Origin of the sequence: Paucibacter sp. PLA-PC-4, from assembly GCF_026241155.1 — a bacterium.
In the GTDB taxonomy this organism is placed as follows: Bacteria; Pseudomonadota; Gammaproteobacteria; order Burkholderiales; family Burkholderiaceae_C; genus Roseateles_E.
Map to the genome: position 1 here is coordinate 59,695 of NZ_JAPFGP010000016.1, position 24,068 is coordinate 83,762.

27 protein-coding genes are annotated in these 24,068 nt (G+C 66.3%); 9 read left to right on the forward strand and 18 right to left on the reverse strand.

The window, feature by feature from the left end:
* Positions 1-3: 3 nt before the first annotated feature.
* From OOZ63_RS22035 to OOZ63_RS22065, 7 genes are all read left to right on the forward strand, one after another.
* Positions 4-1,227: an MFS transporter gene (locus OOZ63_RS22035; protein ID WP_266007775.1), complete on the forward strand. Its 1,224-nt coding sequence runs from the start codon at positions 4-6 to the stop codon at positions 1,225-1,227.
* Positions 1,228-1,229: 2 nt separating this feature from the next.
* Positions 1,230-1,352: a hypothetical protein gene (locus OOZ63_RS22040; RefSeq protein ID WP_266007776.1), complete on the forward strand. Its 123-nt coding sequence runs from the start codon at positions 1,230-1,232 to the stop codon at positions 1,350-1,352.
* A 61-nt stretch (positions 1,353-1,413) separates the two neighbouring features.
* The gene (locus tag OOZ63_RS22045) at positions 1,414-2,220 is read left to right on the forward strand and encodes an SDR family oxidoreductase (RefSeq protein ID WP_266007778.1); all 807 of its coding nucleotides are present in this window, start codon (positions 1,414-1,416) and stop codon (positions 2,218-2,220) included.
* Positions 2,217-2,759 (forward strand): class I SAM-dependent methyltransferase, encoded by a 543-nt coding sequence (locus OOZ63_RS22050; RefSeq protein WP_266007780.1) that lies wholly within the window; start codon positions 2,217-2,219, stop codon positions 2,757-2,759. Before OOZ63_RS22045 ends, OOZ63_RS22050 begins: the two co-directional genes overlap by 4 nt.
* Before the next feature lie 50 nt (positions 2,760-2,809).
* On the forward strand, positions 2,810-3,691 hold the full coding sequence (dapA, locus tag OOZ63_RS22055; RefSeq protein ID WP_266007782.1) for a 4-hydroxy-tetrahydrodipicolinate synthase: 882 nt from the start codon (positions 2,810-2,812) through the stop codon (positions 3,689-3,691).
* A 62-nt stretch (positions 3,692-3,753) separates the two neighbouring features.
* Positions 3,754-4,938, forward strand: a complete 1,185-nt coding sequence (bamC, locus tag OOZ63_RS22060; protein WP_416234771.1) for an outer membrane protein assembly factor BamC — start codon at positions 3,754-3,756, stop codon at positions 4,936-4,938.
* Positions 4,939-5,026: 88 nt separating this feature from the next.
* Positions 5,027-5,806: an MBL fold metallo-hydrolase gene (locus tag OOZ63_RS22065; protein ID WP_266007784.1), complete on the forward strand. Its 780-nt coding sequence runs from the start codon at positions 5,027-5,029 to the stop codon at positions 5,804-5,806.
* A gap of 79 nt (positions 5,807-5,885) precedes the next feature.
* Here OOZ63_RS22065 and OOZ63_RS22070 read toward each other — a convergent pair whose 3' ends face one another.
* The 3 genes from OOZ63_RS22070 to OOZ63_RS22080 form a co-directional block, all read right to left on the reverse strand.
* A complete protein-coding gene (locus OOZ63_RS22070; protein WP_266007785.1) occupies positions 5,886-6,113 on the reverse strand; it encodes a hypothetical protein in 228 nt (75 codons plus the stop codon).
* Between the two features lie 162 nt (positions 6,114-6,275).
* On the reverse strand, positions 6,276-6,773 hold the full coding sequence (locus OOZ63_RS22075) for a hypothetical protein (RefSeq protein WP_266007786.1): 498 nt from the start codon (positions 6,771-6,773) through the stop codon (positions 6,276-6,278).
* Between the two features lie 12 nt (positions 6,774-6,785).
* A complete protein-coding gene (locus OOZ63_RS22080; RefSeq protein ID WP_266007788.1) occupies positions 6,786-7,901 on the reverse strand; it encodes a JmjC domain-containing protein in 1,116 nt (371 codons plus the stop codon).
* A gap of 44 nt (positions 7,902-7,945) precedes the next feature.
* Here OOZ63_RS22080 and OOZ63_RS22085 point away from each other — a divergent pair, with 44 nt between their 5' ends.
* Positions 7,946-8,467 (forward strand): FKBP-type peptidyl-prolyl cis-trans isomerase, encoded by a 522-nt coding sequence (locus OOZ63_RS22085; protein ID WP_266007789.1) that lies wholly within the window; start codon positions 7,946-7,948, stop codon positions 8,465-8,467.
* 4 nt (positions 8,468-8,471) lie between these two features.
* Here the strand turns inward: OOZ63_RS22085 and dut are convergent, their stop codons facing one another.
* Positions 8,472-8,927: a dUTP diphosphatase gene (gene dut / locus OOZ63_RS22090; protein WP_266007790.1), complete on the reverse strand. Its 456-nt coding sequence runs from the start codon at positions 8,925-8,927 to the stop codon at positions 8,472-8,474.
* Positions 8,924-10,147, reverse strand: a complete 1,224-nt coding sequence (gene coaBC, locus OOZ63_RS22095; RefSeq protein ID WP_266007791.1) for a bifunctional phosphopantothenoylcysteine decarboxylase/phosphopantothenate--cysteine ligase CoaBC — start codon at positions 10,145-10,147, stop codon at positions 8,924-8,926. The genes dut and coaBC overlap by 4 nt, the downstream gene beginning before the upstream one ends.
* A 34-nt stretch (positions 10,148-10,181) precedes the next feature.
* Here coaBC and OOZ63_RS22100 point away from each other — a divergent pair, with 34 nt between their 5' ends.
* Positions 10,182-10,922, forward strand: a complete 741-nt coding sequence (locus OOZ63_RS22100; protein ID WP_266007792.1) for a YoaK family protein — start codon at positions 10,182-10,184, stop codon at positions 10,920-10,922.
* Position 10,923: 1 nt separating this feature from the next.
* Here OOZ63_RS22100 and trmB read toward each other — a convergent pair whose 3' ends face one another.
* From trmB to OOZ63_RS22165, 13 genes are all read right to left on the reverse strand, one after another.
* Positions 10,924-11,613 carry a tRNA (guanosine(46)-N7)-methyltransferase TrmB gene (gene trmB / locus OOZ63_RS22105; RefSeq protein WP_266007793.1) on the reverse strand — a complete coding sequence of 230 codons (690 nt, stop codon included), beginning with the start codon at positions 11,611-11,613 and terminating at the stop codon, positions 10,924-10,926.
* Positions 11,614-11,652: 39 nt separating this feature from the next.
* Positions 11,653-12,972 carry a thymidine phosphorylase gene (deoA, locus tag OOZ63_RS22110; RefSeq protein WP_266007795.1) on the reverse strand — a complete coding sequence of 440 codons (1,320 nt, stop codon included), beginning with the start codon at positions 12,970-12,972 and terminating at the stop codon, positions 11,653-11,655.
* Between the two features lie 25 nt (positions 12,973-12,997).
* Entirely contained in the window at positions 12,998-13,756 is a 759-nt protein-coding gene (deoC, locus tag OOZ63_RS22115; RefSeq protein WP_266007796.1) for a deoxyribose-phosphate aldolase, read from the reverse strand.
* Positions 13,757-13,761: 5 nt separating this feature from the next.
* Positions 13,762-14,598, reverse strand: coding sequence for a purine-nucleoside phosphorylase (locus OOZ63_RS22120; protein ID WP_266007797.1), 837 nt, complete (start codon positions 14,596-14,598; stop codon positions 13,762-13,764).
* Positions 14,599-14,617: 19 nt separating this feature from the next.
* Positions 14,618-15,031 carry a cytidine deaminase gene (gene cdd, locus OOZ63_RS22125; protein ID WP_137940758.1) on the reverse strand — a complete coding sequence of 138 codons (414 nt, stop codon included), beginning with the start codon at positions 15,029-15,031 and terminating at the stop codon, positions 14,618-14,620.
* 5 nt (positions 15,032-15,036) lie between these two features.
* Positions 15,037-16,011, reverse strand: coding sequence for an ABC transporter permease (locus OOZ63_RS22130; RefSeq protein ID WP_266007798.1), 975 nt, complete (start codon positions 16,009-16,011; stop codon positions 15,037-15,039).
* Positions 16,004-17,131 (reverse strand): ABC transporter permease, encoded by a 1,128-nt coding sequence (locus OOZ63_RS22135; RefSeq protein ID WP_266007799.1) that lies wholly within the window; start codon positions 17,129-17,131, stop codon positions 16,004-16,006. Before OOZ63_RS22135 ends, OOZ63_RS22130 begins: the two co-directional genes overlap by 8 nt.
* Positions 17,128-18,699, reverse strand: a complete 1,572-nt coding sequence (locus tag OOZ63_RS22140) for an ABC transporter ATP-binding protein (protein ID WP_266007800.1) — start codon at positions 18,697-18,699, stop codon at positions 17,128-17,130. Before OOZ63_RS22140 ends, OOZ63_RS22135 begins: the two co-directional genes overlap by 4 nt.
* Before the next feature lie 37 nt (positions 18,700-18,736).
* Entirely contained in the window at positions 18,737-19,726 is a 990-nt protein-coding gene (locus OOZ63_RS22145; protein WP_266007801.1) for a BMP family lipoprotein, read from the reverse strand.
* Between the two features lie 225 nt (positions 19,727-19,951).
* The gene (locus tag OOZ63_RS22150; protein ID WP_266007802.1) at positions 19,952-20,113 is read right to left on the reverse strand and encodes a hypothetical protein; all 162 of its coding nucleotides are present in this window, start codon (positions 20,111-20,113) and stop codon (positions 19,952-19,954) included.
* On the reverse strand, positions 20,110-21,399 hold the full coding sequence (gene hemA / locus OOZ63_RS22155) for a glutamyl-tRNA reductase (protein ID WP_266007803.1): 1,290 nt from the start codon (positions 21,397-21,399) through the stop codon (positions 20,110-20,112). Before hemA ends, OOZ63_RS22150 begins: the two co-directional genes overlap by 4 nt.
* Positions 21,396-22,451: a phytoene/squalene synthase family protein gene (locus OOZ63_RS22160; RefSeq protein ID WP_266007804.1), complete on the reverse strand. Its 1,056-nt coding sequence runs from the start codon at positions 22,449-22,451 to the stop codon at positions 21,396-21,398. Before OOZ63_RS22160 ends, hemA begins: the two co-directional genes overlap by 4 nt.
* On the reverse strand, positions 22,426-24,051 hold the full coding sequence (locus OOZ63_RS22165; RefSeq protein ID WP_266007805.1) for a phytoene desaturase: 1,626 nt from the start codon (positions 24,049-24,051) through the stop codon (positions 22,426-22,428). The genes OOZ63_RS22160 and OOZ63_RS22165 overlap by 26 nt, the downstream gene beginning before the upstream one ends.
* Between the last annotated feature and the right edge of the window lie 17 nt (positions 24,052-24,068).

Genomic DNA, 24,068 nt, shown 5'->3' on the forward strand with positions numbered 1-24,068 from the left:
TAGATGAGTACCGCCGCCGCCCCATCCAAACTGTCCATGAACCAGGTGCTGCTGTGCGGCGCGCTGATTGTCACGCTGTCCATGGGCATACGCCACGGTTTCGGCCTGTGGCTGCAGCCGATCACCATGGAGCGGGGCTGGACGCGCGAGACCTTTGCTTTCGCGCTGGCAATCCAGAACATCGCCTGGGGTCTGGCCGGGCCGCTGGCCGGCATGCTGGCAGACCGTTTTGGCGCCTTCAAGGTGCTGATCGTCGGTGGTCTTTTGTACGCGCTGGGCCTGGTGCTGATGGCCTTGTCGACCTCGGGCCTGGCTTTCACCGGCAGCGCCGGCCTTTTGATCGGCATGGCGCAATCGGGCACCACCTACGCGGTCATCTACGGCGTGATCGGGCGTAATGTGGCGCCGGAGAAGCGCTCCTGGGCGATGGGTGTCGCCGCAGCGGCCGGCTCCTTCGGCCAGTTCCTGATGGTGCCCGTGGAAAACTGGCTGATCTCGGGGACCGGCTGGCAAAACGCGCTGTTCTTGCTGTCGATTGCGTCCTTGCTGATCGTCCCGCTGGCCTTCGGCCTGCGTGAACCGCAGCAGTCGCGTGCGCACAACGCACAGCACCAAAGCATCGCCCAGGCGGTGCGCGAGGCCTTCGGCTACCGCAGTTTCCAGCTGCTCATGGCCGGCTACTTCGTCTGCGGCTTCCAGGTCGTCTTCATCGGCGTGCACATGCCCAGCTACCTCAAGGACAACGGGCTGTCACCACAGGTCGCCACCTATGCGTTGGCGCTGATTGGCTTGTTCAATGTGTTCGGCACTTATGCGGCCGGCAGCCTCGGCCAGCGCATGCCCAAGCGCTATTTGCTGTCGGGCATCTATGCCTTGCGTTCGGTGGCCATCGTCGCCTTCTTGCTCGCGCCGCTGACGCCGATGAGCGTTTACATCTTCTCGGCCGTGATGGGCGTATTGTGGCTGTCTACCGTGCCGCCGACCAACTCGGTGGTGATGCAGATCTTCGGCATCCAGCACATGTCGATGCTTGGCGGCTTTGTCTTCCTGAGCCACCAAGTCGGTAGCTTCCTGGGCGTCTGGCTCGGCGGCAAGCTCTATGACAGCAGCGGCAGCTATGACGTGGTCTGGTGGCTGGCCGTCGCGCTGGGCATTGCTGCGGCCCTGATCAATCTCCCGGTGCGCGAGCATGCCATCGCGCGGTCGCAAACGCCCGCAGCGGCCTGATCATGGGCTGGCGCCGCGCGCTCGCCTGGGCACTGGCCGGTCTGGTACTGGCCGCGGTGTTCCTAGCCTATCTGCAGCCGACTCTGATGCAACAGCTGTCCGAGCAGCTCTGGGCCTGCTTCTAGCGTGTCTGCCGATCGCAGCAGCCACAATCCACACTCCAGCCACAGGACAGGGAGTGAGCGGATGAAGGTGGTAGTGATCACGGGAGCCTCGGACGGCATTGGGGCCGAACTGGCCCTGCAATGGGCACAGCGCGATAGACAAGGCCTAGCGCTCGTGCTGGCGGCGCGCAGCCTGGACAAGCTCCAGGCCGTGGCCGCCCAGTGCGAGGCGCTCGGGGCCCAGGCACTAGCGCTACGCTGCGATATCGAGCAACAGGGAGATTGCCGAACCTTGGTCGATGCGACCGTCGCGCGCCACGGTCGCATTGACGTGCTAGTCAACAATGCTGGCATCTCGGCGCATGCCCTGCTGGCAGAGGTTGACGACCTAGCCTGGTATGAGCGCCTGATGCGTGTCAATTTTTGGGGCAGTGTCTGGACCACCCATGCTGCCCTGCCCCATCTGAGAGCCAGCCGAGGTCGCGTCGTCGCCGTATCCAGCCTGGCCGGCCTGCTGGGCATTCCCGGTCGCACCGCCTACAGCGCGACCAAGTTCGCGATGGGCGGCTTCTTCGAGGCGCTGCGCGGCGAAGTGGCGGCCGATGGCGTCAGCATCACGGTGGCTTACCCGGGTGTGGTCGATACCCAGATCCGCTATCGCGGCCTCAATGCACGCGGCGAGGCCCTCGGGCGCAGCGCCATGGACGAACGCGGCGCGATGACGGTGCAGACCTGCGCGCGGCTGATACTCGACGGCACACTTGCGCGCAGACGCGAAGTCGTGATGACCGTCAAGGGCCGGCTGGGCCGCTGGCTCAAATTGCTCGCGCCGGGGCTGGTCGATCGTATGGCCATGGCCGCGCTGAAGAAAGAGGAGCGTCCGCGATGAGCGAGCCTGCCGTCTCGACCTGGCTGCGGCGCTGGCCCCAGGCCTGCCAGCCCGGCCACACAGCGCTGGACCTGGCCTGCGGCTCGGGCCGCCATGTCCGCCATCTGGCGTCTGTGGGCATGAAAGTCACCGCCGTGGACCGCGATGCCCAGGCCCTGGCTGCGCTGAGCGGCCTGGCCGAAACCTTGGTGGCCGATATCGAAGCCGGCCCCTGGCCGCTGGGCGAACGCCAGTTTGACCTGGTGCTGGTCACTCACTATCTGTGGCGCCCGCTGCTGCCGCGCATCGCGGCGGCCGTCGCGCCGGGCGGCTGGATGATTTACGAAACCTTTACCGAAGGCCAGCAAAGTGTGGGCCGACCGTCCAATCCGGATTTTTTGTTGCGGCCCGGCGAGTTGCTGCAAGCCTGTGCTGGGCTGCGTGTCGTCGCCTATGAGGATGGTTTTCTGGATGGGGTCAACCCGCGCTATCTGCAGCGCGTTGCTGCGGTTCGTGAAAGCTGCGAGCCGGGGGTTTTCCAGCGCTACCGCCTGGACTGAGTCAAGAGCCCGGCGCGCTTCAGTAGAATCCGCCGATTGCGAGGAATTCCATGACACCGATTGTTGGCAGCATCGTCGCGCTAGTGACGCCGATGCAAGAGGACGGCAGCGTCGATTACGCCGCGCTGCGCAGCTTGATTGACTGGCACATTGCCGAAGGCACGGATTGCATCGGCGTGGTCGGCACGACCGGCGAGTCACCGACCGTTAGCGTCGAAGAGCATTGCGAGATCATCCGTGTAGCGGTCGAGCATGCGGCCGGCCGCGTACCCATCATGGCCGGCACCGGTGGCAACTCCACCGCCGAGGCGATCAATTTGAGCCGCTTCGCGAAAAAAGTCGGTGCCGATTGCACGCTCTCAGTTGTGCCCTACTACAACAAGCCCTCGCAAGAAGGCATCTACCAGCACTTCAAGGCAATCGCCGAGGCTGTCGACATCCCGATGATGTTGTACAACGTGCCCGGCCGCACCGTCGCCGACATGGCGCCGGAGACGAGCTTGCGCTGCGCCAGTCTGCCCGGCGTCATCGGCATCAAGGAGGCCTCCGGCAATATCGAGCGCGCCGCCTACCTGATCAAGCATGCGCCGGCAGGCTTCTCGATCTTTTCGGGGGATGACGGCACGGCCGTGGCCCTGATGCTGCTGGGCGGTCATGGCAATGTCAGCGTCACTGCCAATGTCGCACCACGCGCGATGCACGAGCTCTGCAAGGCCGCGCTGGCCGGCAATGTGCGTGAGGCCACCCGCATCCATATGCAGTTGCTGGGTTTGCACAAGCAGCTGTTCTGCGAACCCAGCCCTGCCCCCACCAAATGGGCGCTGGAGCGCTTGGGCCGCTGCAAGTCGGCACTGCGCCTGCCGATCACACCGCTGACGGCCGCAGGCCAGGCCAGCGTGGCGCAAGCCATGAGCGAAGCAGGCCTGCTCTGACCCAGAGCTTGTTGCTCCAGGTTCTTCCCGTTTACCCAGCCTTCAGTCCGGAGATGTCTAGCGTGACCCGTTCCTTTCCCATTGACGCCAAGGCCACGCGCCTGGCCCGCACCGTCCTGAGCACCGCGCTGATCGCCTCACTGGCCGCTTGCAGCTCCTTTGACGGCGTGCTGAGCTCCGACAAGGTCGACTACCGCACTGCCGCCCGCCAGACCACGGGCCTGGACGTACCTCCGGACCTGACCCAACTGGCCCGTGACAATCGCTCCCAGGTCCAGGGCGGCTCCGTCAGCGCCTCGGCGCTTCAGCAGGGGGCTGGCGCAGCGCGTGCGGCCGCTGCTCCCAGCAACCAGGTAGCGCTGAAGGCGGCCGGCAATGTCAGCCTGGAGCGCAACGGCGAGGTGCGCTGGCTGCGCAGCACGGCCAATGCCGACCAGCTGTGGCCGCAGCTGCGCGCCTTCTGGCAGGAGTCCGGCTTCGAACTGGTCAAGGACGATGCCGCTGTGGGCCTTCTGGAAACCAACTGGGCCGAAAATCGAGCCAAGCTGCCACAGGATTTCATCCGTCGCACCATCGGTACGGTGCTGGACTCGGTCTACTCGACCGGCGAGCGCGATATGTACCGCACTCGCATCGAGCGCGTGGCCGGTGGCGGCACCGACATCTATATCAGCCACCGCGGCATGCAGGAGGTCTACACCACCAGCCAGCGCGAGCAGACTGCTTGGCAGCCGCGTGCTGCCGATCCTTCTCTGGAAGGCGAGATGCTCTCGCGCCTGATGCTCAAACTGGGCGGCCAGACGGAAGCGGCCAAGGCCGTGGTGGCGGGCGCCGCCGCACCCGTGGCGATCCCATCGTCCGAGCTGCCGGCCTCGCGCGGCGGGGCACGCAGTCGGCCGCTGAGCGAAGTGCCCGACACGCTGCAGGTCAACGATGGCTTCGAGCGCGCGTGGCGCCGGGTCGGCCAGTCGCTGGATCGCCACGGCTTCACCGTGGAGGACCGTGACCGCAGCCAGGGCCTGTTCTTCCTGCGCTATGCCGACCCGACCCAGGCCGGCAAGGAAGAGCCCAACTTCTTCCAGCGCCTGTTCAAGGGCGAGCAGGCGGTGACCGCCAACCGCTACCGCGTCTCGGTCAAATCCGAAGGCGAGCGCAGCACTGTCAGCGTGCTCAACAATCAGGGTCAGCAGCAGACCGACGAGAACGCCAAGCGCATTCTGAACCTGCTGATGGACGATCTGCGCTGAACCAGCCTAAGCTGCGACGTAGCCGCCGCCTGCTGATGCAGCGGCGGCTTTTTTCTTGTTCGACCTTCATCACACAGCAGGCTTTTCGATGCGTTTTTGCAGCCTGGGCAGCGGCAGCGCCGGCAACGCCACCCTGATCGAAGCCAGCCAAGGCATCACCAGCACCAAGGTGTTGATTGACTGCGGCTTTAGCCTGCGCGAGCTCGGCCGTCGCCTAGCGCGCGCCGGCAGCGCTCCCGAGCAGCTCAGCGCGATCTTCATCACCCATGAACACGGTGACCATGCCGGCTGCGCGCTGAGCCTGGCCCGTCAGTACAAGCTGCCGCTCTTCACAAGCCGCGGCACCTGGCGCGCGATAGGAAGCCCGGATTTCGACCCGGCGCTGCTGCACCTGACACGTGACGGAGAACGGCTGGCGCTCGGGGACATCGAACTGCGGCCCTTCGCGGTGCCGCACGATGCCAACGAGCCGCTGCAACTGAGCGCCAGCGACGGTCACCGGCGACTGGGCGTCATCACCGACATAGGTTCGCTGACGCCCTCGGTCGTGCAACAGTTGCAGCATTGCACCGCCTTGCTGCTCGAATGCAATCATGATGAGGCCTTGCTGCGGACCAGCAGCTATCCGGCAAGCCTCAAGCGGCGCATCCTGGGCAGCCATGGCCATCTCTCCAACGCCTCGGCCGCCACGCTACTGAGTCAATGCCTGCATCAGGGGCTGCAGCATGTGGTGGCTGCGCATCTGAGCGAGCGCAATAACTCTCCTGAGCTCGCTGCGGCGGCACTGGCCGAGATACTGGGCACGGAACCGGCAGATATTCTGGTGGCCAGCCAGACCCTGGGTATGGATTGGCTGGATCTGAACTGAGAGAGTTCAGAAAACTGCCAAACTCAAAAGAAAAGCCGCCCGGCTTGCGCGGGGCGGCTTTCAGTGACCGGAAAACCGATTACTTGCTGGCAGCCGAAGCAGCAGCGTCGACAACAGCCGAAGCAGCATCAGCAGCAGCACCGGCGACAGCCGAAGCAGCGTCGACAGCAGCGCTTGCTGCATCAGCGACGGGGGCCGGAGCAGCAGCCGAAGCAGGCTCAGCAGCGACAGGAGCCTCTTCCTTCTTGCCACAAGCGGAGAGAGCAACAGCAGCCAGCAGGGAGGCCAACAGGATCGACTTTTTCATACGTGTCCTCAAAGAATCAATTAGACGAAGAAACAATTACCGGTATTTCTTGAAGCAGCGCCGCACTACCACCCGACAGCGTGCCCCAGTAGAACAAGACGTGGAAACCTCGAACGCTTCCCTCGCCTAGCCCGATATTGTAGCGTCACTTGGGGAAACTCCTTACAGCCCCAGGGTACTTGCTGAAAAGGATTCAGTCGAACGTTGCCAAACTGCATCAAACCATTCCCGGCAAGCCACATCGTCCGCAGTTCGCACCGATAAAGCCGCCCGCCATTGCTGGGCATCCAGCAGGCGCAGGCTGAACAGCCCTGGCGCCATCAACAGCCCGACCGGTCGGCCGACACCGACGTCCTCGGCCTGGTACTGCACGGCCTGCACCACATGATCCCAGGTCCGCCGCCATTGAACAAAACGAGGATGCAGGCGCTGCACCGCATCGAACTGGGCAGCCGCAATACGCAGCCTGCGATGCGGCAGAGCCCATTGCTTCAAGGCCTCCAGCATCACCGGCTCCGACAGCGGCCAAGCCGCGAAATCGGCATCGAGCCAGAGCAGCTCGCGTCCGCCCTGCTCCGCCGCGTACTGCAGCCCTTCACGCAAGGCTTGAACAAAGTCCTGGCGACCGTTGATGATCCCTTCGGTCAAGCTCACTGCCATGCCTGGCTCCCCTTAAGAATCCTGTTGTACCCAGCCGTCCTCGGCCCACTGATCCAGCAACTCGCGCGCGCCCTCGCTGAGCTTTGCGACCTCGGCGCCGGAAAGGCGGCGTGAATCAGCCAGCCGCTGCATCAGCTTCGCATCGCGCCCGCCGGCCCGATAGGACTCCCCATTGATGAAGACATGGGCACGGTCGTAGAGCATGCGGCTGCGCCGGTCCAGGCGCGCAGCGGCGCCATCAGGCAAAACTTCGCCTGGCTCGAACCAGACCTTGGGCTTGGGCTCGCTGAGCGCCTCGCCGAGCGCACGCTCCAGCGCCAGCGGCTCGCGCAGTGCGCGCTCGGCGGCGTCGCGGGCAAAGGCCAGCAAGGCCTCGGGCACGCGGCCCGGCTCGGCGGTGGCTGGCTGCTTCGGGTCTGCATACATGCGGTTAGCCTGCGGCAGGGTCTCGTCATCCATCAGGCGCGGCAGCAGCTCGCGCGCCAGCTCGGCGCGCCAGGGCGTGCGAAAGCCAACCGAGCAGGTCATGCATTCGCCCTCGGCCACGCCATCATGGGCCCAGCCGGGTGGCAGGTAAAGCATATCGCCCGGCTCCAGCACGAACTCTTCTTCGGCTTGGAAGTTGGCGATGATCTTCAGCGGCACATCGTCGCGCAGCTGCGCGTCAGGCTGGCGGCCGATGCGCCAGCGGCGTTTGCCATGGACCTGGATCAGGAAGACATCGTAGGAATCGAAGTGCGGGCCTACGCCGCCGCCATCGCTGGCGTAGGAGATCATCAGGTCATCGAGCCGCGCCTCGGGGATGAAGCGAAAGCGCGCCAGCAACTCATGCGCGGTCTGCAGATGCAGATCCAAACCCTGCACCAGCAAGGTCCATTGCGGTTTGCTGAAGGCCGGCAGTTTGGCCAACGGCCCCTGCCGCAAGTTCCAGCGGCCATCGAAGGCCGTCACCAAGCGGGATTCGACGTCCTCGCTGGCAGCCAGCCGGGCCAGCTCCGCGCGCGTGGCCGGCGGCGTGATACCGGGCAGGGCCTGACGCACCAGCAGCGGCTTCTTCTGCCAGTGACTGCGCATGAATTGCGCGGGGGACAAACCGCCAAGAAGTGGCGTGGATTGGTCAATATTCATGGGCATGGATTGTGGCCTGCCTGGGGTATGCGATCATCCTGCCCATGCAAATTTCCGCACCCTGTGTGGTCTCCCTGAGCTGGAGACTTGAAGATGCCCAAGGCCAGTTAATTGATGAGCTGAGCGAGCCGCTTGAGTTTTTCTACGGCGGCGACGACCTGTTCACCAAGGTCGAGGATGCGCTGCTCGGCCAAGAGATCGGCTTCGAATCCAGCCTGGCGCTGGAGCCTGAAGACGCCTTCGGTGAGTACGACTCCGCCCTGGTCTGCTTCGAAAGTCGCGCCGTGCTGCCCGAGAACGTCTCAGAGGGCATGCAGTTCGAAGGTCTGCCCGAAGGTGCGGCCAGCGAAGACATGCCAGCCGACCGTGTCTATACCGTCACCGAGGTCTATCCCGAACATGTGGTGCTTGACGGCAACCACCCCTTGGCCGGCATTGGCCTGCGCATGCATCTGAAGGTGCGTGATGTGCGCGAGGCCAGCGAGGAAGAGATCGAGGCCGGCAGCGTCGGCGAGGCGGTATTCAGCCTGGTCAGCGGCGCGCCGCCGGACGCCTCCATCCACTGATGGCTTAGGCCTTGCCGGTGGAGCCGAAGCCACCGGCACCGCGTTCGGACTGATCGAAATCGTCGACACGGCGAAAGCCCGCCTGCACCACCGGAACCAGCACCAGCTGCGCAATGCGCTCCATCGGCTCGATCACGAATGTGGTCTGGCCTCGGTTCCAGCAGCTGACCATCAACTGCCCCTGGTAGTCGCTGTCGATCAGCCCGACCAGATTGCCGAGCACGATACCGTGTTTGTGGCCCAGGCCCGAGCGCGGCAGTATCAGCGCAGCCAGGCCGGCGTCGGCGATGTGAATCGCCAGACCGGTCGGGATCAAGGTGGTCTGGCCTGGCTCCAAAGTGACGGCCGTGTCCAGGCAGGCGCGCAGATCTAGGCCGGCCGAGCCGGGGGTCGCGTAGGCGGGGAGTTGCTCGGCCATGCGGGCATCGAGCACTTTCAGGTCAACAGTCGTCGTGGTCATAGCTTTTCTTGCAGGCGCGCCGAGATTTCGCGGATCAGCTCGCGCGCCAGGCTCAGTTTGTCGTTGTGAGGGAGTTCGCGCTGGCCCTGGGCATCGACCAGGAGCAGCGCATTGTCGTCGCGGCCAAATGTGGCGGGGCCTAGATTGCCGACGATCAGCGGCACGCCCTTGCGCAGCAGCTTCTCGCGCGCATGCTTTAGCAGGTCCCGGCTCTCAGCAGCAAAGCCCACACAAAATGGCTTGTCCGCCAGCGCCGCCACTGCGGCCAAGATGTCGGGGTTCTCGGTGAGCTCAAAGCTCGGCGCCGTGCTGGCACTGCTGCCGTCCTTTTTGATCTTGTGCTCGGTCATCTGCGCCGGCCGCCAGTCCGCGACCGCGGCGGTCGCGACGAACACATCGTGCGCCGCCGCGCGCGGCAGCACCGCGTCATACATCTGCAGCGCGGTCTGCACATCGACACGCCGCACGCCCCGCGGTGTGGCCAGATGCACAGGCCCGGCCACCAGCGTGACCTCGGCGCCGGCCTCGGCCGCGGCGCGTGCGATCGCGAAACCCATCTTGCCGCTGGAGCGATTGGTGAGGCCGCGCACCGGATCGATAGGCTCGAACGTCGGGCCGGCCGTGATCAACAGCGTCTTGCCAGCCAGCAGCTTGGGCTGGAAAAAAGCAATCAGCTCGTCACGCAACTCGGCGGCCTCAAGCATGCGACCATCGCCGATTTCTCCGCAGGCCTGGTCGCCACTGCCGGGGCCCAGCACAACAGCGCCATCGGCGCGCAACTGCGCGATATTGCGCTGCGTGGCCGGGTGCGCCCACATCTCGCGGTTCATCGCCGGCGCCACCAGCAGCGCGCAACGCTGCGCAGGCCGCGCGAGCGCAGTCAGGCTCAGCAAATCATTGGCCCGACCCTGCACGAGCTTGGCGATGAAGTCGGCACTGGCCGGCGCCACCAGCATCACATCGGCGCGCCGCGTCGCGTTGATATGGGCCATATTGTTGGGCTCGCGGGCGTCCCACTGACTCATCAGCACCGGCTGGTTGGACAGTGCCTGCATCGTGACTGGCGTGATGAAGGCCTCGGCGGCCTCGCTCATCATCACCTGCACGGTGGCGCCGGCCTTGATCAGAAGCCGAACCAGCTCCGCGGACTTGTAGCAGGCAATGCCGCCCGAGAGGCCCAGCAAGACATGCTTGCCGGCTAGTTGTGTGCTTTCAGACATGGCGCGCACTCTAGCAGGCTCTATGCTCGCGGCCATGCCCGTGGACTATCTTGCCGAACTGACCGCCCCGCAGCGTAGCGCGCGGGCCAATCTTCACCTAGGCGCCGGCCTTGCCTTTGTGGCCGGCGCACTCAATGCCGGCGGTTTTCTGGCGGTCGGCCAGTACACCTCGCACATGACCGGCATGGTCTCGGGTGCGGCCGACCATATCGCGCTGGGCCAGATCGGCCTGGCGTTAAGCGCCCTTGTTGCGGTGCTGGCCTTTGTGCTGGGCGCGCTCAGCACCGCCGTGCTGGTCAACTACAGCCGCCGGCGCCGCCCGGTCTGGGCCTATGTGCCGACCCTGATGCTGGAAGCTGCCCTGCTGCTGGTGTTCGGCCTGATTGGCAGTGAGATGCTGCCGCACCAGATCGAGCGGGTTTCGCTGACCGCGCTGCTGCTGTGTTTTGTGATGGGTTTGCAGAATGCGCTGATCACCAAGATCTCGAATGCCGAGATCCGCACCACCCATGTCACGGGCTTGCTGACCGATCTGGGCATGGAACTGGGGCGTCTTCTCTACTGGAATCGAAACCCGGCCGGCCCCAAGGTGCAGGCTGATCGCCGGCGCCTGAAAATCCACGCCAGCTTGGTGCTGGCCTTTTTCATCGGCGGCCTCGCCGGTGCGCTAGGCTTCAAGCATGCCGGCTTTATCGCCACCGTGCCGTTGGCCATGGCCTTGGTCTTGCTGGCCGCGGCGAGCCTGCTCAGGCCGCAGCAACAGCCCCAGCTGTAGATCAGCGACGCTTGAACACCAGATCCCAGACGCCGTGGCCAAGCTGGATGCCGCGGTTCTCGAACTTGGTCAGCGGCCGATAAGCCGGTTTCTCGGCATAGCCTGTGGCGGTGTTCTCCAGCCCCGGCTCGGCGCTCAGTACCTCCAGCATCTGCTGAGCATAGGGCTCCCAATCGGTGGCCAGATGCAGATAGCCGCCGGGCCTGATGTGCTGGATCAGGGTCGCCACAAACTCGGCCTGGATCAGGCGTCGTTTGTTGTGGCGCTTCTTGTGCCAAGGGTCGGGAAAGAAGATGTGCACGCCGGCCAGCGAGGCGGGCGCAATCATCTGCGCGAGAACCTCGACCGCGTCATGCTGGACGATCCGGATATTCGTAATCTGATGCTCGTCGATGAGTTTGAGCAAGGCGCCAACACCAGGCTCATGCACCTCACAGCCGATGAAGTCATGCTCAGGCAGCGTTTGTGCGATCTGGGCCGTGGCGCCGCCCATGCCGAAGCCAATCTCCAGCACAAGCGGCGCCTCGCGACCGAAGACCTCGGTCGGCTTCAACAGCGCCGGCTCGAAAGGCAGCACAAAGCGCGGGCCCAGCTCGGCCAGGGCCTTGATCTGGCCCGTGCCCATGCGGCCGGCGCGCGTGACAAAACTCTTGATCGCGCGGCGCGGCGGGGTGTCGGGGGAATCTGACATGGCGGAGTGAGCGGGGAAAGAAGGAGCGGGGGCGAAAGTCTAGCCGACCCGCGCCGCGATCAGCGGCAAGACCTGCCAGGGCGCGCCGGGCTCGGCGAGCTCGCAGGCCGATTGCAGCGCCGCCACAGCGCGCTCGGCATCGAGCTCATTGCCCGCATGCACCCAGGCCAGCGGCTCGCCGGCCTGCAACTCATCGCCCAACTGTCGCATGCCGGACAAGCCCACGCGCATATCGATCACATCACCGGCCTGGCGGCGGCCGCCGCCGAGCTCAACGATGATCAAACCGATCTCGCGGGTGCGCATCGCCGTCAGACGACCCGCTCGCAAGGCCGGCACCGGGCGCAGCACCGGCGCCTCGGACAGATAGGCCGCCGGCCGCTCCAGCAGGTCGGCAGGGCCTCCCAGCGCCGCGACCATTGCGGCAAATTTCTCGGCCGCTGCGCCACTGTCCAGCGCTCGCTGTAGTTTTGCACGCGCCTGGGCCTCGTCGCCGGCCAGGCCACCCAGCAGCAGCATCTCGGCGGCCAGCGCCAACGTCACCTCGTGCAGGCGCGGCTCGCGTGGCTCGCCTCTCAGGTAGGCAATCGTCTCGTGGATCTCGAGCGCATTGCCGACCTCGGTGCCCAGCACCTGGTTCATATCGGTAATCAGCGCTCGGGTCTTCATGCCGGCGCCGTTGGCCACCTCGACAATGCTCTGGGCCAACTGCTGCGCCATCGCCGGCGAATCGGCGAAAGCGCCGTTGCCCCACTTGACATCCATCGCCAGCCCCTGCAGGCCGGCGGCCAGTTTCTTGGACAGGATGGAGGCGGTGATCAGGGGCACGCTTTCGACCGTCGCAGTGACGTCACGCGTCGCGTAAAAACGCTTGTCGGCCGGGGCTAGATCAGCGGTCTGGCCGATGATGGCGCAGCCCAGCGAGCGCACGATGCGGTCGAAATCGGCCGGGGTTGGCGTGGTCGTGTAGCCGGGTATCGCTTCGAGTTTGTCGACCGTGCCGCCGGTATGGCCCAGGCCGCGGCCGGCAATCATCGGCACATAGCCGCCGCAGGCGGCCACCAGCGGTGCCAGCATCAGGCTGACCTTGTCGCCGACACCGCCGCTGGAGTGCTTGTCCAGCACCGGGCCGGGCATGTCCGGCCAGCTCAACACACGACCCGAGCGCATCATCGCTCGCGTCAGCGCCACGCACTCGTCGCGGCCCATGCCGCGCAGGAACACGGCCATGCCCAGCGCCGCGACCTGGCCCTCGCTCCAGTTGCCGTCAACAAGGCCACGCACGAAGGACTGGATCTGCGCGTCCGACAGCGCCGCGCCGTCGCGCTTGCTGCGGATGATTTCTTGAGCCAGCATCATCGCTGCCGCTCCTCTCTTGATTGAATCAGTAGGCGCTGGTGATGAGCGCCGGGGGCTGGCCCGACAGCGTCGCGAGAATGTCGTTGAGCAAGCCACTGGCACCGAAACGCAGGCGCTGCGGCGTCAGCGCGGCTGTGCCGAGCTTGTCGGCCGCGAGCTGCAGATAAGCCTCGGCCTCGGCCACCGTACGGATGCCGCCCGAGGCCTTGAAGCCGGCATGCGACAGGCCGCTGGTCGCGATCTCGCCGAGCATCACGGCTGCCGCCTGCGGCGTGGCCGACACAGAGCTCTTGCCGGTGCTAGTCTTGACGAAATCCGTCCCGGCCATCAGGGCCAGACGGGTCGCCTCTGCAATCAATTCAGTGGTCCTGAGCTCGCCGCTTTCGATGATGACCTTCAAGGTCAGCGGCCGGCTGGCGTGGCGCACCTCGGCCAGGAATTCGGCGACTTCCGCTGCCTGCCCGGCCATCAGCGCACGGTAAGGCAGTACCACATCGACCTCGTCACCACCGGCCGCCGCAATGGTCTGGACATCCGCCAGCGCACGCGGCAAATCCAGCGCACCATCAGGGAAATTTGCCACGGCAGCCACCTTGATGGAGGCCGGCAGCGACGCTCTGGCCTGCGCAACAAAGCGCGGCCATACGCAGACTGCAGCCACCGGTCCGAACTCGGTCTGGGCGCGGCGGCACAGCGCCTCGATATCGGCGGCGCTGTCGGCCTCGTTGAGGCTGGTCAGATCCAGGCAGGCCAGGGCCTGGCGGGCGGCTGCATGCAGGTCCATGCGCATCAGGCCCGCAACGAGGGCAGCTCGGCCAGGCCGGCAATCACCTGGGCCAGGAACTTCGCCGCGCTCTCGCCCGAGGCCTGCGCCTGCTGCAGCGTCAGCGCATGGGTCAACGCCTCGGCCGACAGTCCAGCTGCCATATTGGTCATCAGCGCGATGCCCATCACGCGCAGGCCGGCGTGGCGAGCCAGAATGGTCTCGGGCACGGTACTCATGCCCACGGCATCGGCGCCCCAGGCCGCGAACATGCGGATCTCCGCCGGTGTCTCGAACTGCGGGCCCAGCGCCCAGACATAGACGCCCTCGCCCAGCTTCAAGTTCTGGGCCTGGGCCACCTTCTTGGCGTGGCCGCGTAGTTCGGCGTCATAGGCCGTACTCATGTCGACAAAGCGCTCACTGCCCGGCTCGCCGATCAGCGGCGAGCGCTGCGGCGCGTTGATGTGGTCGGCAATCAGCATCAGGCTGCCCGGCGGCGTGTGCGCGCGCAGCGAGCCCGAGGCATTGGTCTGCAGCAGCACCTTGACGCCCCAGCGCTTCAAGCTGCGCAGCGCGCCGGCCATGCCGGTACAGTCGCCGCTCTCGTAGGTGTGGGCACGGCCGCGCAGCATCACGACGCGCTGGGCACCGATCTGGCCGACGACGATCTCGTTGACATGGCCCTCGACCTTGGGCTGCGGAAAGGCTGGCAGATCGGTGTAGGGCAGGCTTTGCGCGCGTTCGACATGGCTGACCGCGCCGGCCCAGCCCGAACCCAGCACCACGGCCACTTCTGGGGCCGGACCGAACAAGGATTGCAGCTTGGCGACGGTGGAGGCGATCGCCTGTTCTTGTGTGTTCATTGTTCTTGTCTCCCGATGATCAGGTCTTCAAATGTTCGGGGCCGAAGCTGAAGGGCAGCAGCTGCTCCAGCGTCCACTGCTGGCGGATGCCGCCCGGGTCGGCCGCGATGATCAGCAAATCGGGGCCGCCGAACTCGCGCAGCTTCTGGCGGCAGCCGCCGCAAGGCGTGATGATGTCGGGCCCCGGGCCGCTGACCAGCACCGCCTGGGCCCGACGCGAGCCGGCCATCAACATCACGCCAAGGGCGGTGGCCTCGGCACACCAACCTTGAGGATAGGCGGCGTTCTCCATATTCGCACCCAGATGGATGAGGCCGTGCTCGTCCAGCACAGCGGCACCAACGGCGTAGCGTGAGTAAGGCGAATAGGAGCGCTGGCGGGCCTGCAGCGAGGCCTCCAGCAGGCGCTGCTGCAACTCGGGCGTCAGGGTCATGATGATCAACGTTCCTTGATATAGGGCCGACCCAGCGCCTTGGGCGCCAGCGCCTGGCCGATGAAGCCGGCCAGCAGCACGACGGTCAGGATGTAGGGCAAGGCCTGGATCAGTTGCACTGGCACCTCGCCGCCGCCCAACACCGCCGGTAGAGCCACACCCTGCATCCGGATCGCCACCGCGTCCAAAAAGCCGAACAGCAGGCAGGCGAACATGGTCGGCACCGGCTTCCACTTGCCGAAGATCATGGCAGCCAGCGCGATGAAGCCGCGGCCGGCCGTCATATTCGGGCTGAAATTGGCGTTCTGCGCCAGGGTCAGATAGCTACCGGCCAAGCCGCAAAGCACCCCGTTCATCAACAGCGCCGCATAGCGCAGCCGGGGCACCGAAACCCCTGCTGCATCGACCATGGCCGGGTTTTCGCCGACCGCACGCAGGCGAAGGCCCGGCTTTGTGTGTTCCAGGAAGAACCAGACCGCGGCCACTAGGAAGAAAGCCAGGTACACCAGCACGTTGTGGCTCAGCAAGCCGTGACCGATCACCGCGCCCCACCAGTCGCCGGCCACCGGCTCGGCGTAGGCCGTGCTCAAGCCAGTCAGGCGCACCTCGGCGCTGACCGGCGGCGTCTGGCCACCCTGGGCAAACCAAGCGATGCCCAACACCACGGTCAGGCCGGCGGCCACCATATTCAGGGCCACGCCCGTGATCACCTGGTCACCGCGATGGCTGACGCAGGCAAAGCCGTGCAGCAGCGACAGCGCGCAGGCCACGGCAATAGCAGCCACTAGCCCCATGCCGGTCGAGTGACTAGCGCTGGCAGCAGCGGCCGCGGCGAAGGCTGCGAACAGCATCTTGCCTTCCAAGCCGATGTCGATGACGCCGGAACGCTCTGACAGCAGCCCGGCCAGCGCACAAAGCAAGAGCGGCGTCGTCACGCGCAAGGTGGACGCCAGCACGGATCCGATCAGTACTTCATCCATGGGACACCTTGGGCACCGTGCGCTGGAAGGCCGCGTACAGCTTGGCAAACATCGGCGCGCTGACCATGGCCATCGCGCCGGCAAACAAGACGATCAGCCCTTGCACCGTCACCACCATTTCGCGGCTGAAGCCGGGCACCTCGAAGGCCACCTCGACCCCGCCCTGGTAGAGCACACCAAACAGCAGCGAGGCCAACACGATGCCCACCGGATGGTTGCGGCCCATCAACGAGACCGCGATGCCGGTGAAGCCGGCGCCGGCGACAAAGTCCAGGGTCAGCTTGCCCTGCACGCCGGAGATCTCATTGACCCCGACCATGCCGGCCAGCGCGCCGGACAAGCCCATCGCAATCAGCACCTGCATACGCGGCCGGATACCTGCATAGTGCGCGGCCTTGGGGGCGCTGCCCACCGAACGCAGCGCATAGCCGGCGCGGCTCTTCCACAAAAACCACCACACAAAGACACAGGCAAGCAACGCCAGCAGCAGGCTCAGATTCAGCGGCGACGAGGGCATCTCGACACCCAGGCTCTGCGCCAGGTTGTGCAGAGCCGGCATGCGAGCGCTGTCGGCAAAGTTCGCGCTCTCCACCGCCATGCTGCCCTTGGGCCGCAACACATTGACCAGCAGATAGACATTCAGGCTGCTGGCCAGGAAGTTGAACATGATGGTGGTGATGACGATATGGCTGCCGCGCCAGGCCTGCAAATAAGCCGGCACCAGGGCCCAGAACATGCCGAACAGCGCGCCCGAGACCACCAGCAGCGGCAGCATCAGCCAGGCCGGGAGGCTCGCGCTGAGCGTCAGCGCCATCAGGGCCACGCCCAGACCTCCGAAGGTGGCCTGGCCCTCGCCGCCGATATTGAACAGGCCGCCGTGAAAGGCCATCGCGACGGCCAGACCGGCAAAGATGAAGGTGGTCGTGTAGTACAACGTGTAGCCCAGGCCGCGCACGCTGCCAAGAGAGCCCTGAAGCAGCACCGCCAGTGCCTGGGTGGGACTCTGCCCGATCACCAGCACCACCAAGCCCGCCACCGCGAGCGCCACGCACAGATTCCACAGCGGCAACAGGCCGACATCCATCCAGCGCGGCAGTTGCAAGGATTGACTGCTACTCATGACTCCACGGGCTCCGCCGCCTGGGCCGCCATCAGCATGCCCAGACTCTTCTCATCACATTGATCGATGGCCAACTCGCCGGTGATGCGGCCGCCATTCATCACCAGCACCCGATCCGCCAGTGCCAGGATCTCATCGAGCTCTGAGCTGACCAACAGCACCGCGCAGCCGGCGTCGCGCAGCGCGCGCAGTTGCTGGTGAATGAACTCGATGGCGCCGATGTCGACACCACGCGTCGGCTGGCCGACCAGCAGCACGGTTGGCGCCTGCCCGATCTCTCGCGCCAGGATCAGCTTTTGCTGGTTACCGCCGGAAAACTTCGACGAGCCCAACTGCGCATCGCGCGGCCGCACATCGAAGCGCTCCATCATCTCGGCGGTCTGCAACCGCATATGGCCCTGATTCATCGCCCAGCCGGCCGGGCCGGCACGGTACTGCGCCTGCTCGTGATAGCCCAGTGCGGCGGTCTCCCAGGCCGGGAAACTCATCACCATGCCGCAGACCTGGCGGTCTTCCGGCACATGGGCCAGTTTCAGCAGCCGCGCCTGGCCGGGCTCGAGCCAGGAGCTGGCGGCATCGAAACTCGCCGCACCGACGCTCAGCCGGCCGGCATCCGGCGCGCGCATGCCCGACAAGACCTCCAGCAACTCGCTCTGGCCATTGCCGGAGACGCCCGCCACGCCGACGATCTCGCCGGCCTGCAGCCGCAGCGTGATGCCCGACAACACCGTCACGCCCTGCCCATCTCGCAAGTCGAGGTCTTGCGCCTGCAGGCGCACGTTGTCACCGCGCTTGGCGCCGCCGCTGCGGCCCAGATTGACCTTGCGCCCGACCATGGCCTCGGCGAGGTCCTCCGGGCTGGTGTCGGCGATCGCGCTGGTCTTGATCACCTGGCCGGCGCGCATCACCGTGACCTCGTCACACAAGGCCATCACTTCCTTGAGCTTGTGCGTGATCAGGATGATGGTCGTGCCCATAGCCTTCAGGCGGCGCAAGGTCTCGAACAGCTGCAGCGTCTCCTGCGGGGTCAGCACCGCGGTCGGCTCGTCCAGGATCAGGAGCTTGGCGCCGCGGTACAGGGCCTTCAAAATCTCAAGGCGTTGCAGCTCGCCGACAGGCAGGTCGCCGACCAGTTCGTCGAGCCGCACATGCAGGCCGGTGTCGCGCATCAGCGCTTCCAACTTGGCCCGCACCTCGCGCTTGGCGCGGCCGAGGAAGAAGGCCGGCTCGGCCCCCAGCATCACGTTGTCCAGGCAGCTCAGCGTCTCGACCAGCATGAAATGCTGGTGGACCATGCCGATCCCCAGCGCGATCGCTTGGTGCGAGTTGGCGATCGCCACCGAGCGACCGGCCACCTCGATATGGCCGGCATCGGCCTGGTAGTAGCCGTAGAGGATGGCCATCAAGGTGCTCTTGCCGGCGCCGTTCTCGCCGACCAGACCGTGCACCGTGGCCGGGGCCACACTCAGATCCACACTGCGATTGGCCTGCACCGCGCCGAAACGCTTGCTGATCCCGCACAGGCGTACCGCCGGAGGCACTCGTGTGCCGCTGCTTGCTTCTGACATCAGGAATCAGTGCTCGTACTCTCGTTGTCCCGAGATATCAGTATTTGCAGGCGTTGTCGGCCATGTAGTCGGCCACCTTGATCTTGCCGGCGATGATGTCGGCCTTGTAGGCATCGACCTTGGTCTTCAGCGAAGCGCTGACCAGCTTGGCGTTGTGCTGGTCCATCGCGTAGTCGACGCCGCCTTCCTTCAGACCCAGCACGCTCAGGCCCGGCTTGTATGACTTCAGCACGTTGTAGACAGCCACATCGACGCGCTTGACCATCGAACTCAGCATCGTGCCGGGCTGCATATGGTTCTGGTTGCTGTCAACACCGATGGCCAGCTTGGAAGCATCCTTGGCGGCCTGATAGACGCCCGAGCCGGTGCCGCCGGCGGCGGCAAACACAACATCGACGCCCTTGGCGAACTGTGCCTTGGCCAGCTCGCCGCCGCGGGTCGGATCGTTCCAGGCGCTGGCGGTCGTGCCGGTCATATTGCTGAACACCTCGGCCTTGGAGTTGGCCACCTTCGCGCCCTGCTCATAGCCGCACTGGAATTTGCGGATCAGCGGAATGTCCATGCCGCCGATGAAGCCGACTTTGCCGGTCTTGCTCGACAGGCTGGCCATCGCGCCAACCAGGAAGCTGCCCTCATGCTCCTTGAACACCACCGACTGCACGTTCGGCAGGTTCACGACCATGTCGATGATGGCGAATTGCGACTTCGGGAATTCCTTGGCCACCTGTTCCAGCGCCGAGGCCTGGGCAAAGCCGATCGAAATGATGGGGCTGGCGCCGCGTTCAGCCATGCGGCGGATCGCCTGCACGCGCTGGGTGTCGTTGCTGATCTCGAACTCGAGATAGGTCTTGCCCGTCTCCTGCTTCCAGCGCTCGATGCCGCGATAAGCCGACTCGTTGAACGATTTGTCGAACTTGCCGCCCATGTCGAAGATGATGGCCGGCTGAGCCTGGGCCGACGCCGACAGCGAAACGGCGGACAGGGAGGCGGCCAGCATGGCGCCGACGAGCGTGGATTTAGCGATCATTGCGTACCCATCAAGACTGGTTGAACACAGCTCGCCACGCTGCCAGCCTCGCCACGGGGACGGACATCGAACAAGCGCAGAGGCGAGACCGGACGGATTGTAGGAAATGTCAGTGTAATAGCTGCTCAAGGAAAACGCTAAACGTTTGCGCCCCAGCATTTACGCGTTTGCGCAAATTTCGCAAGCATGTACGCGCCCTCTTGGGCGAGCGGCAGGATGGGCCGATCAGTGGGGTGGCCCGTCCTCCGGCGGCCGCTCCCGCAGCTCCTGCTGCTCGCGCCCGCGCCGCCATTTCCGCCAGTCCCACCACTGCCACAGCGCCCAGGCCATCACGGCGCCGAACACCAGCAGCAGCTCGATCAGGCCGTAAAAGCGCTTCGCGCTCATGCGCCGTCGCGCAGGAACAGGCGCTGCACCGACTCCATCCAGTGCCGGTGGGCCTCGCCGGCGCTGCCGTGCAGCTCGCTGAGGGCGCCATGCAGCATCTTGCGAGTCAGGGCGCCGGACAGGGCTTCCATCACCGCTTCGACATCCTGGCCCCGGGCCAGCGCGCGGCGCGCCTTGGCCAGCTCGGCCTGGCGCCAGTCCTCGGTCTGGCGCTGCAAGGCCTGGATCAGCGGCACACTGGCGCGCTGCTCCAGCCACTGGGCGAAGCTCGTGACCCCGGCGCTGACGATGGCCTCGGCCTGCTGCACCGCCGCCTGGCGGCGCTCTCCATTGCCCTGCACCAGCCGGGCCAGGTCATCAACTGTGTAGAGATAGACATCGTCAAGCGCCGCCACTTCGGGCTCGATGTCGCGCGGCACGGCCAGGTCCAGCATCAGCACCGGGCGGCGCTTGCGCGCCTTCAGCGCACGCTCGACCGCGCCCAGGCCGATCAGCGGCAAGCTGCTGGCGGTGCAGCTGATCACCACATCGAACTCATGCAGGCGCTGGCCCAGCTCGACCAGCGGCAACGAGGCCGCGCCCAACCGCGCCGACAGCACCTGCCCCCGCTCCAGGCTGCGGTTGGCCACCGTGATGCTGCGCGGTTGGTGCGCGGCCACATGGGTGGCCACCAGCTCGATCATCTCGCCGGCACCCACAAAGAGCACCCGCGTGTCGTGCAGGTCCTCGAAGAGTTGCAGCGCCAGCTGCACGGCCGCCGCCGCCATGCTGACCGCGTGCGCGCCGATCTCGGTGCTGCTGCGCACCTCCTTGGCCACCGCGAAGCTGCGCTGGAACAGCTGATGCAGGGTGGCGCCTAAGGCGCCGGCGCTGTCGGCCTCGCGCACCGCCGCCTTCATCTGGCCGAGGATTTGCGGCTCGCCCAGCACCATCGAGTCCAGCCCCGAGGCGACGCGGAAGGCGTGGCGCGCGGCCGCCTCGCCTTGCAGGAAGTAGCTGTGGCTGCGCAGGCTCTCGGCGCTGGTACGCCCCTGGGCGGCCAGCCATTCGATCGCCGGCTCGGCCAGCTCGAGCGGATGGCGCGGGCAGGCCGTACCGGCCGGCAGACCGACATAGAGCTCGGTGCGGTTACAGGTGGAGAGGATGGCCACCTCGGGCTGGGCCCGGGCCAGATGGCTGCGCAGGCCCTGCACGCTGCGGCCCAGCGCCTCCAGCGGAATCGCGAAGCGCCCGCGCAGATCCAGAGGCGCGCTGCCGTGGTTGAGCCCCAGCGCGAGCACGCTCATGCTGCGCTGCGCCCGAAGTGGGTCTGGCGCTCGCGGCGCTCCAGACGCTCGAACAGATCGAGCACGAAGTCGACCTTGCCGGCCGGCTGCGGCGGCGGCTCCTCGGCCGCCACGGCGGCCAGCAGGGGCCGGTTGGCCGGCAGCGGCGGCGCCTGCAACAGCGCCCGGCCGGGCCACAGGCTAAAGCCCGCGCGCAGCAGCAGGCCACTCTTGCGCCGACCCGACACCACGGCCCGGCGGCTGACCGAATCGCCGCCGGCCCGCGCCACCTCGTGGCCGATCTCGGCATAGAGCAGGCGCGCCGCATTGATGCCCGGCCGGCAGGCCATAGGCAGGCTGGCGACACCGGCGGCCGCGCGTGCGTACAACTCATCGGCACTGGCCAGCAGGCGCTGCATCACGCCGGCCAGCGCCGGCTCGAAGCGCGGCGCGGCCAGCCAGGCTTCGGGATCGATGCCCGCCTCGCGCAGCCACTGCCGCGGCAGGTAGAGCCGGCCCATGCGGGCGTCCTCGCCGACATCGCGGGCGATATTGGACAGCTGCATCGCCACGCCCAGATCGCAGGCCCGCGCCAGCGCCGGCGCCTCGCGCACGCCCATGAGCAGGCTCATCATCGCGCCCACCGTGCCGGCAACGCGGGCGGCATAGTCCTGCAGCTCGTCCAGGGTCTCGTAGCTGCGGCCCTCGACATCCCAGGACAGGCCCTCGATCAGCAGATCCAGCAAGGCGCGCGGAATCGCATAACGCGCGACGACGGCGGCCAGCGCCCGGTCGGCCGCCACGGCCTGAGGCCTACCCTCGAACACCCGGTCCAGGCGGCGGCGCAACTGCGTGATCGCCAGGCGGCGGCCTCCCTCGACATCGACCGTGTCGTCGGCCAGACGGCAAAATCCGTAGAGCACAGTGGCCGGCGCGCGCACCGCTGGCGGCAGCAGCAGCGATGCCGCATGAAAGGTCTTGGAGTTGGCGGCCAGGCTGGCACGGCAGGCCGCCACATCGGCGTCCAGCAGCGGCGGGATGGCTTGATCAGGCCGGTGATGCGTTGCTGACATGGGGGGTGATTCCTTGCTCGGCGTTGACTTGCGGCTCGCGGCCCAGATCGCGCCCATGAGGGACGATGGCATCGAGCACCTTGGCCGAGGACAGCACGCCCGGCAGACCGGCGCCCGGATGCGTGCCGGCCCCGACCAGGTAGAGCCGCTCGACTTCCTCGCTGCGGTTGTGCGGCCGGAACCAGGCGCTTTGCGTCAGCACCGGCTCCAGCGCAAAGGCCGCGCCCTTGTAGGAGCTCAGTCGGTCCTGGAAGTCCTGCGGCGTCAGCATCAGCGAGCTGACCACCGCCTGCTCCAGCCCCGGCAGCAGGGTGTCGGACAGGCGCTTGGCAATCGCGGCGCGATAGGGCTCGGCGCGCTCGCGCCAGTCGACGCCGGCCTCCAGATGCGGCACCGGGGCCAGCACATAAAAGGTGTCGCAGCCCGACGGCGCCAGGCTTGCATCGGTGGCAGTGGGGCGGTGCAGATAGAGGCTGAAATCGTCGGCTAAGTGCTTCTTTGTGAAGATGTCATCGAGCAGGCCCCGGTAGCGCGGGCCCAGCGAGATCGTGTGGTGGGCCACATCCGGGTACTGGCGATTGGTGCCGAAGTACCAGACGAACAGGCTCATCGAATAGCGCGCACGCTCGATGCGCCGGTCGGTCCAGCGCTGGCGGTAGCGGGCCGGCAGCAAATGCTTGTAGGTCCAGGCTGAATCGGCGTTGGATACCACGACATCGGCCGCCAGCTCTTGGCCTGTACTCAGGCGCACACCGCAGGCCCCGCCTCGGTCGACCAGGATCTCCTTGACCGCCTGGCCGCACAGCACCTGCCCGCCCTGCCCCTCGATCAGTCCGACCAGGCCGCGCACCAGCGCCCCGGTGCCGCCCATCGCGAAATGCACGCCGAAGCGTCGCTCCAGAAAGGCAATCAGGCAGTAGACCGAGGTGGTCGAGAAGGGGTTGCCGCCGACCAGCAGCGACTGGAAGGTCAACACCACGCGCAGTTTCTCGTTCTTCACATGCTTGCAAGCCAGGCCCCACACCGTGCGGTATCCCTCCAGCTTCAGCAGATCGGGCAGCACCTTGGCCATTGAGGTCCAGCTGTCGAACGAGACATGGCCCAGTTGCTCGAAGCCCACCTTGTAGATCGCCTCGCTGGCTTGGAGAAAGCGCTCATAGCCGGTCACATCCTCGGGCGCGAGCCGGGCCACCTCGGCGCGCATGGCCTCGGCATTGCCGCTGTAGTCGAACACCGTGCCGTCGTCGAAGCGCACCCGGTAGAACGGCGCCACCGGGCGCAGGTCCACATCGTCGGCCAGGCGCCGGCCGCACAGCGCCCACAGCTCCTCGAACAGAAAAGGCGCGGTGATCACGGTCGGGCCGGCGTCGAAGGTGAAGCCGTCCTGCCGGTGCACATAGGCGCGGCCACCGGGGGCGTCGAGCTTTTCAAGCACCGTCACCCGGTAGCCGCGCGCGCCCAGCCGCACCGCCGCCGCCAGGCCGCCAAAGCCGCTGCCGATGACAAGGGCCTGTGAACGAGCATCAGGACGGGCATGGGGCTCTGCCCCCGGCAGGGCGGCGGAGCTGGGCGAGCTGGGCTGATGGCCGGGCGTCAACATGGCTTGATCCTAGACTT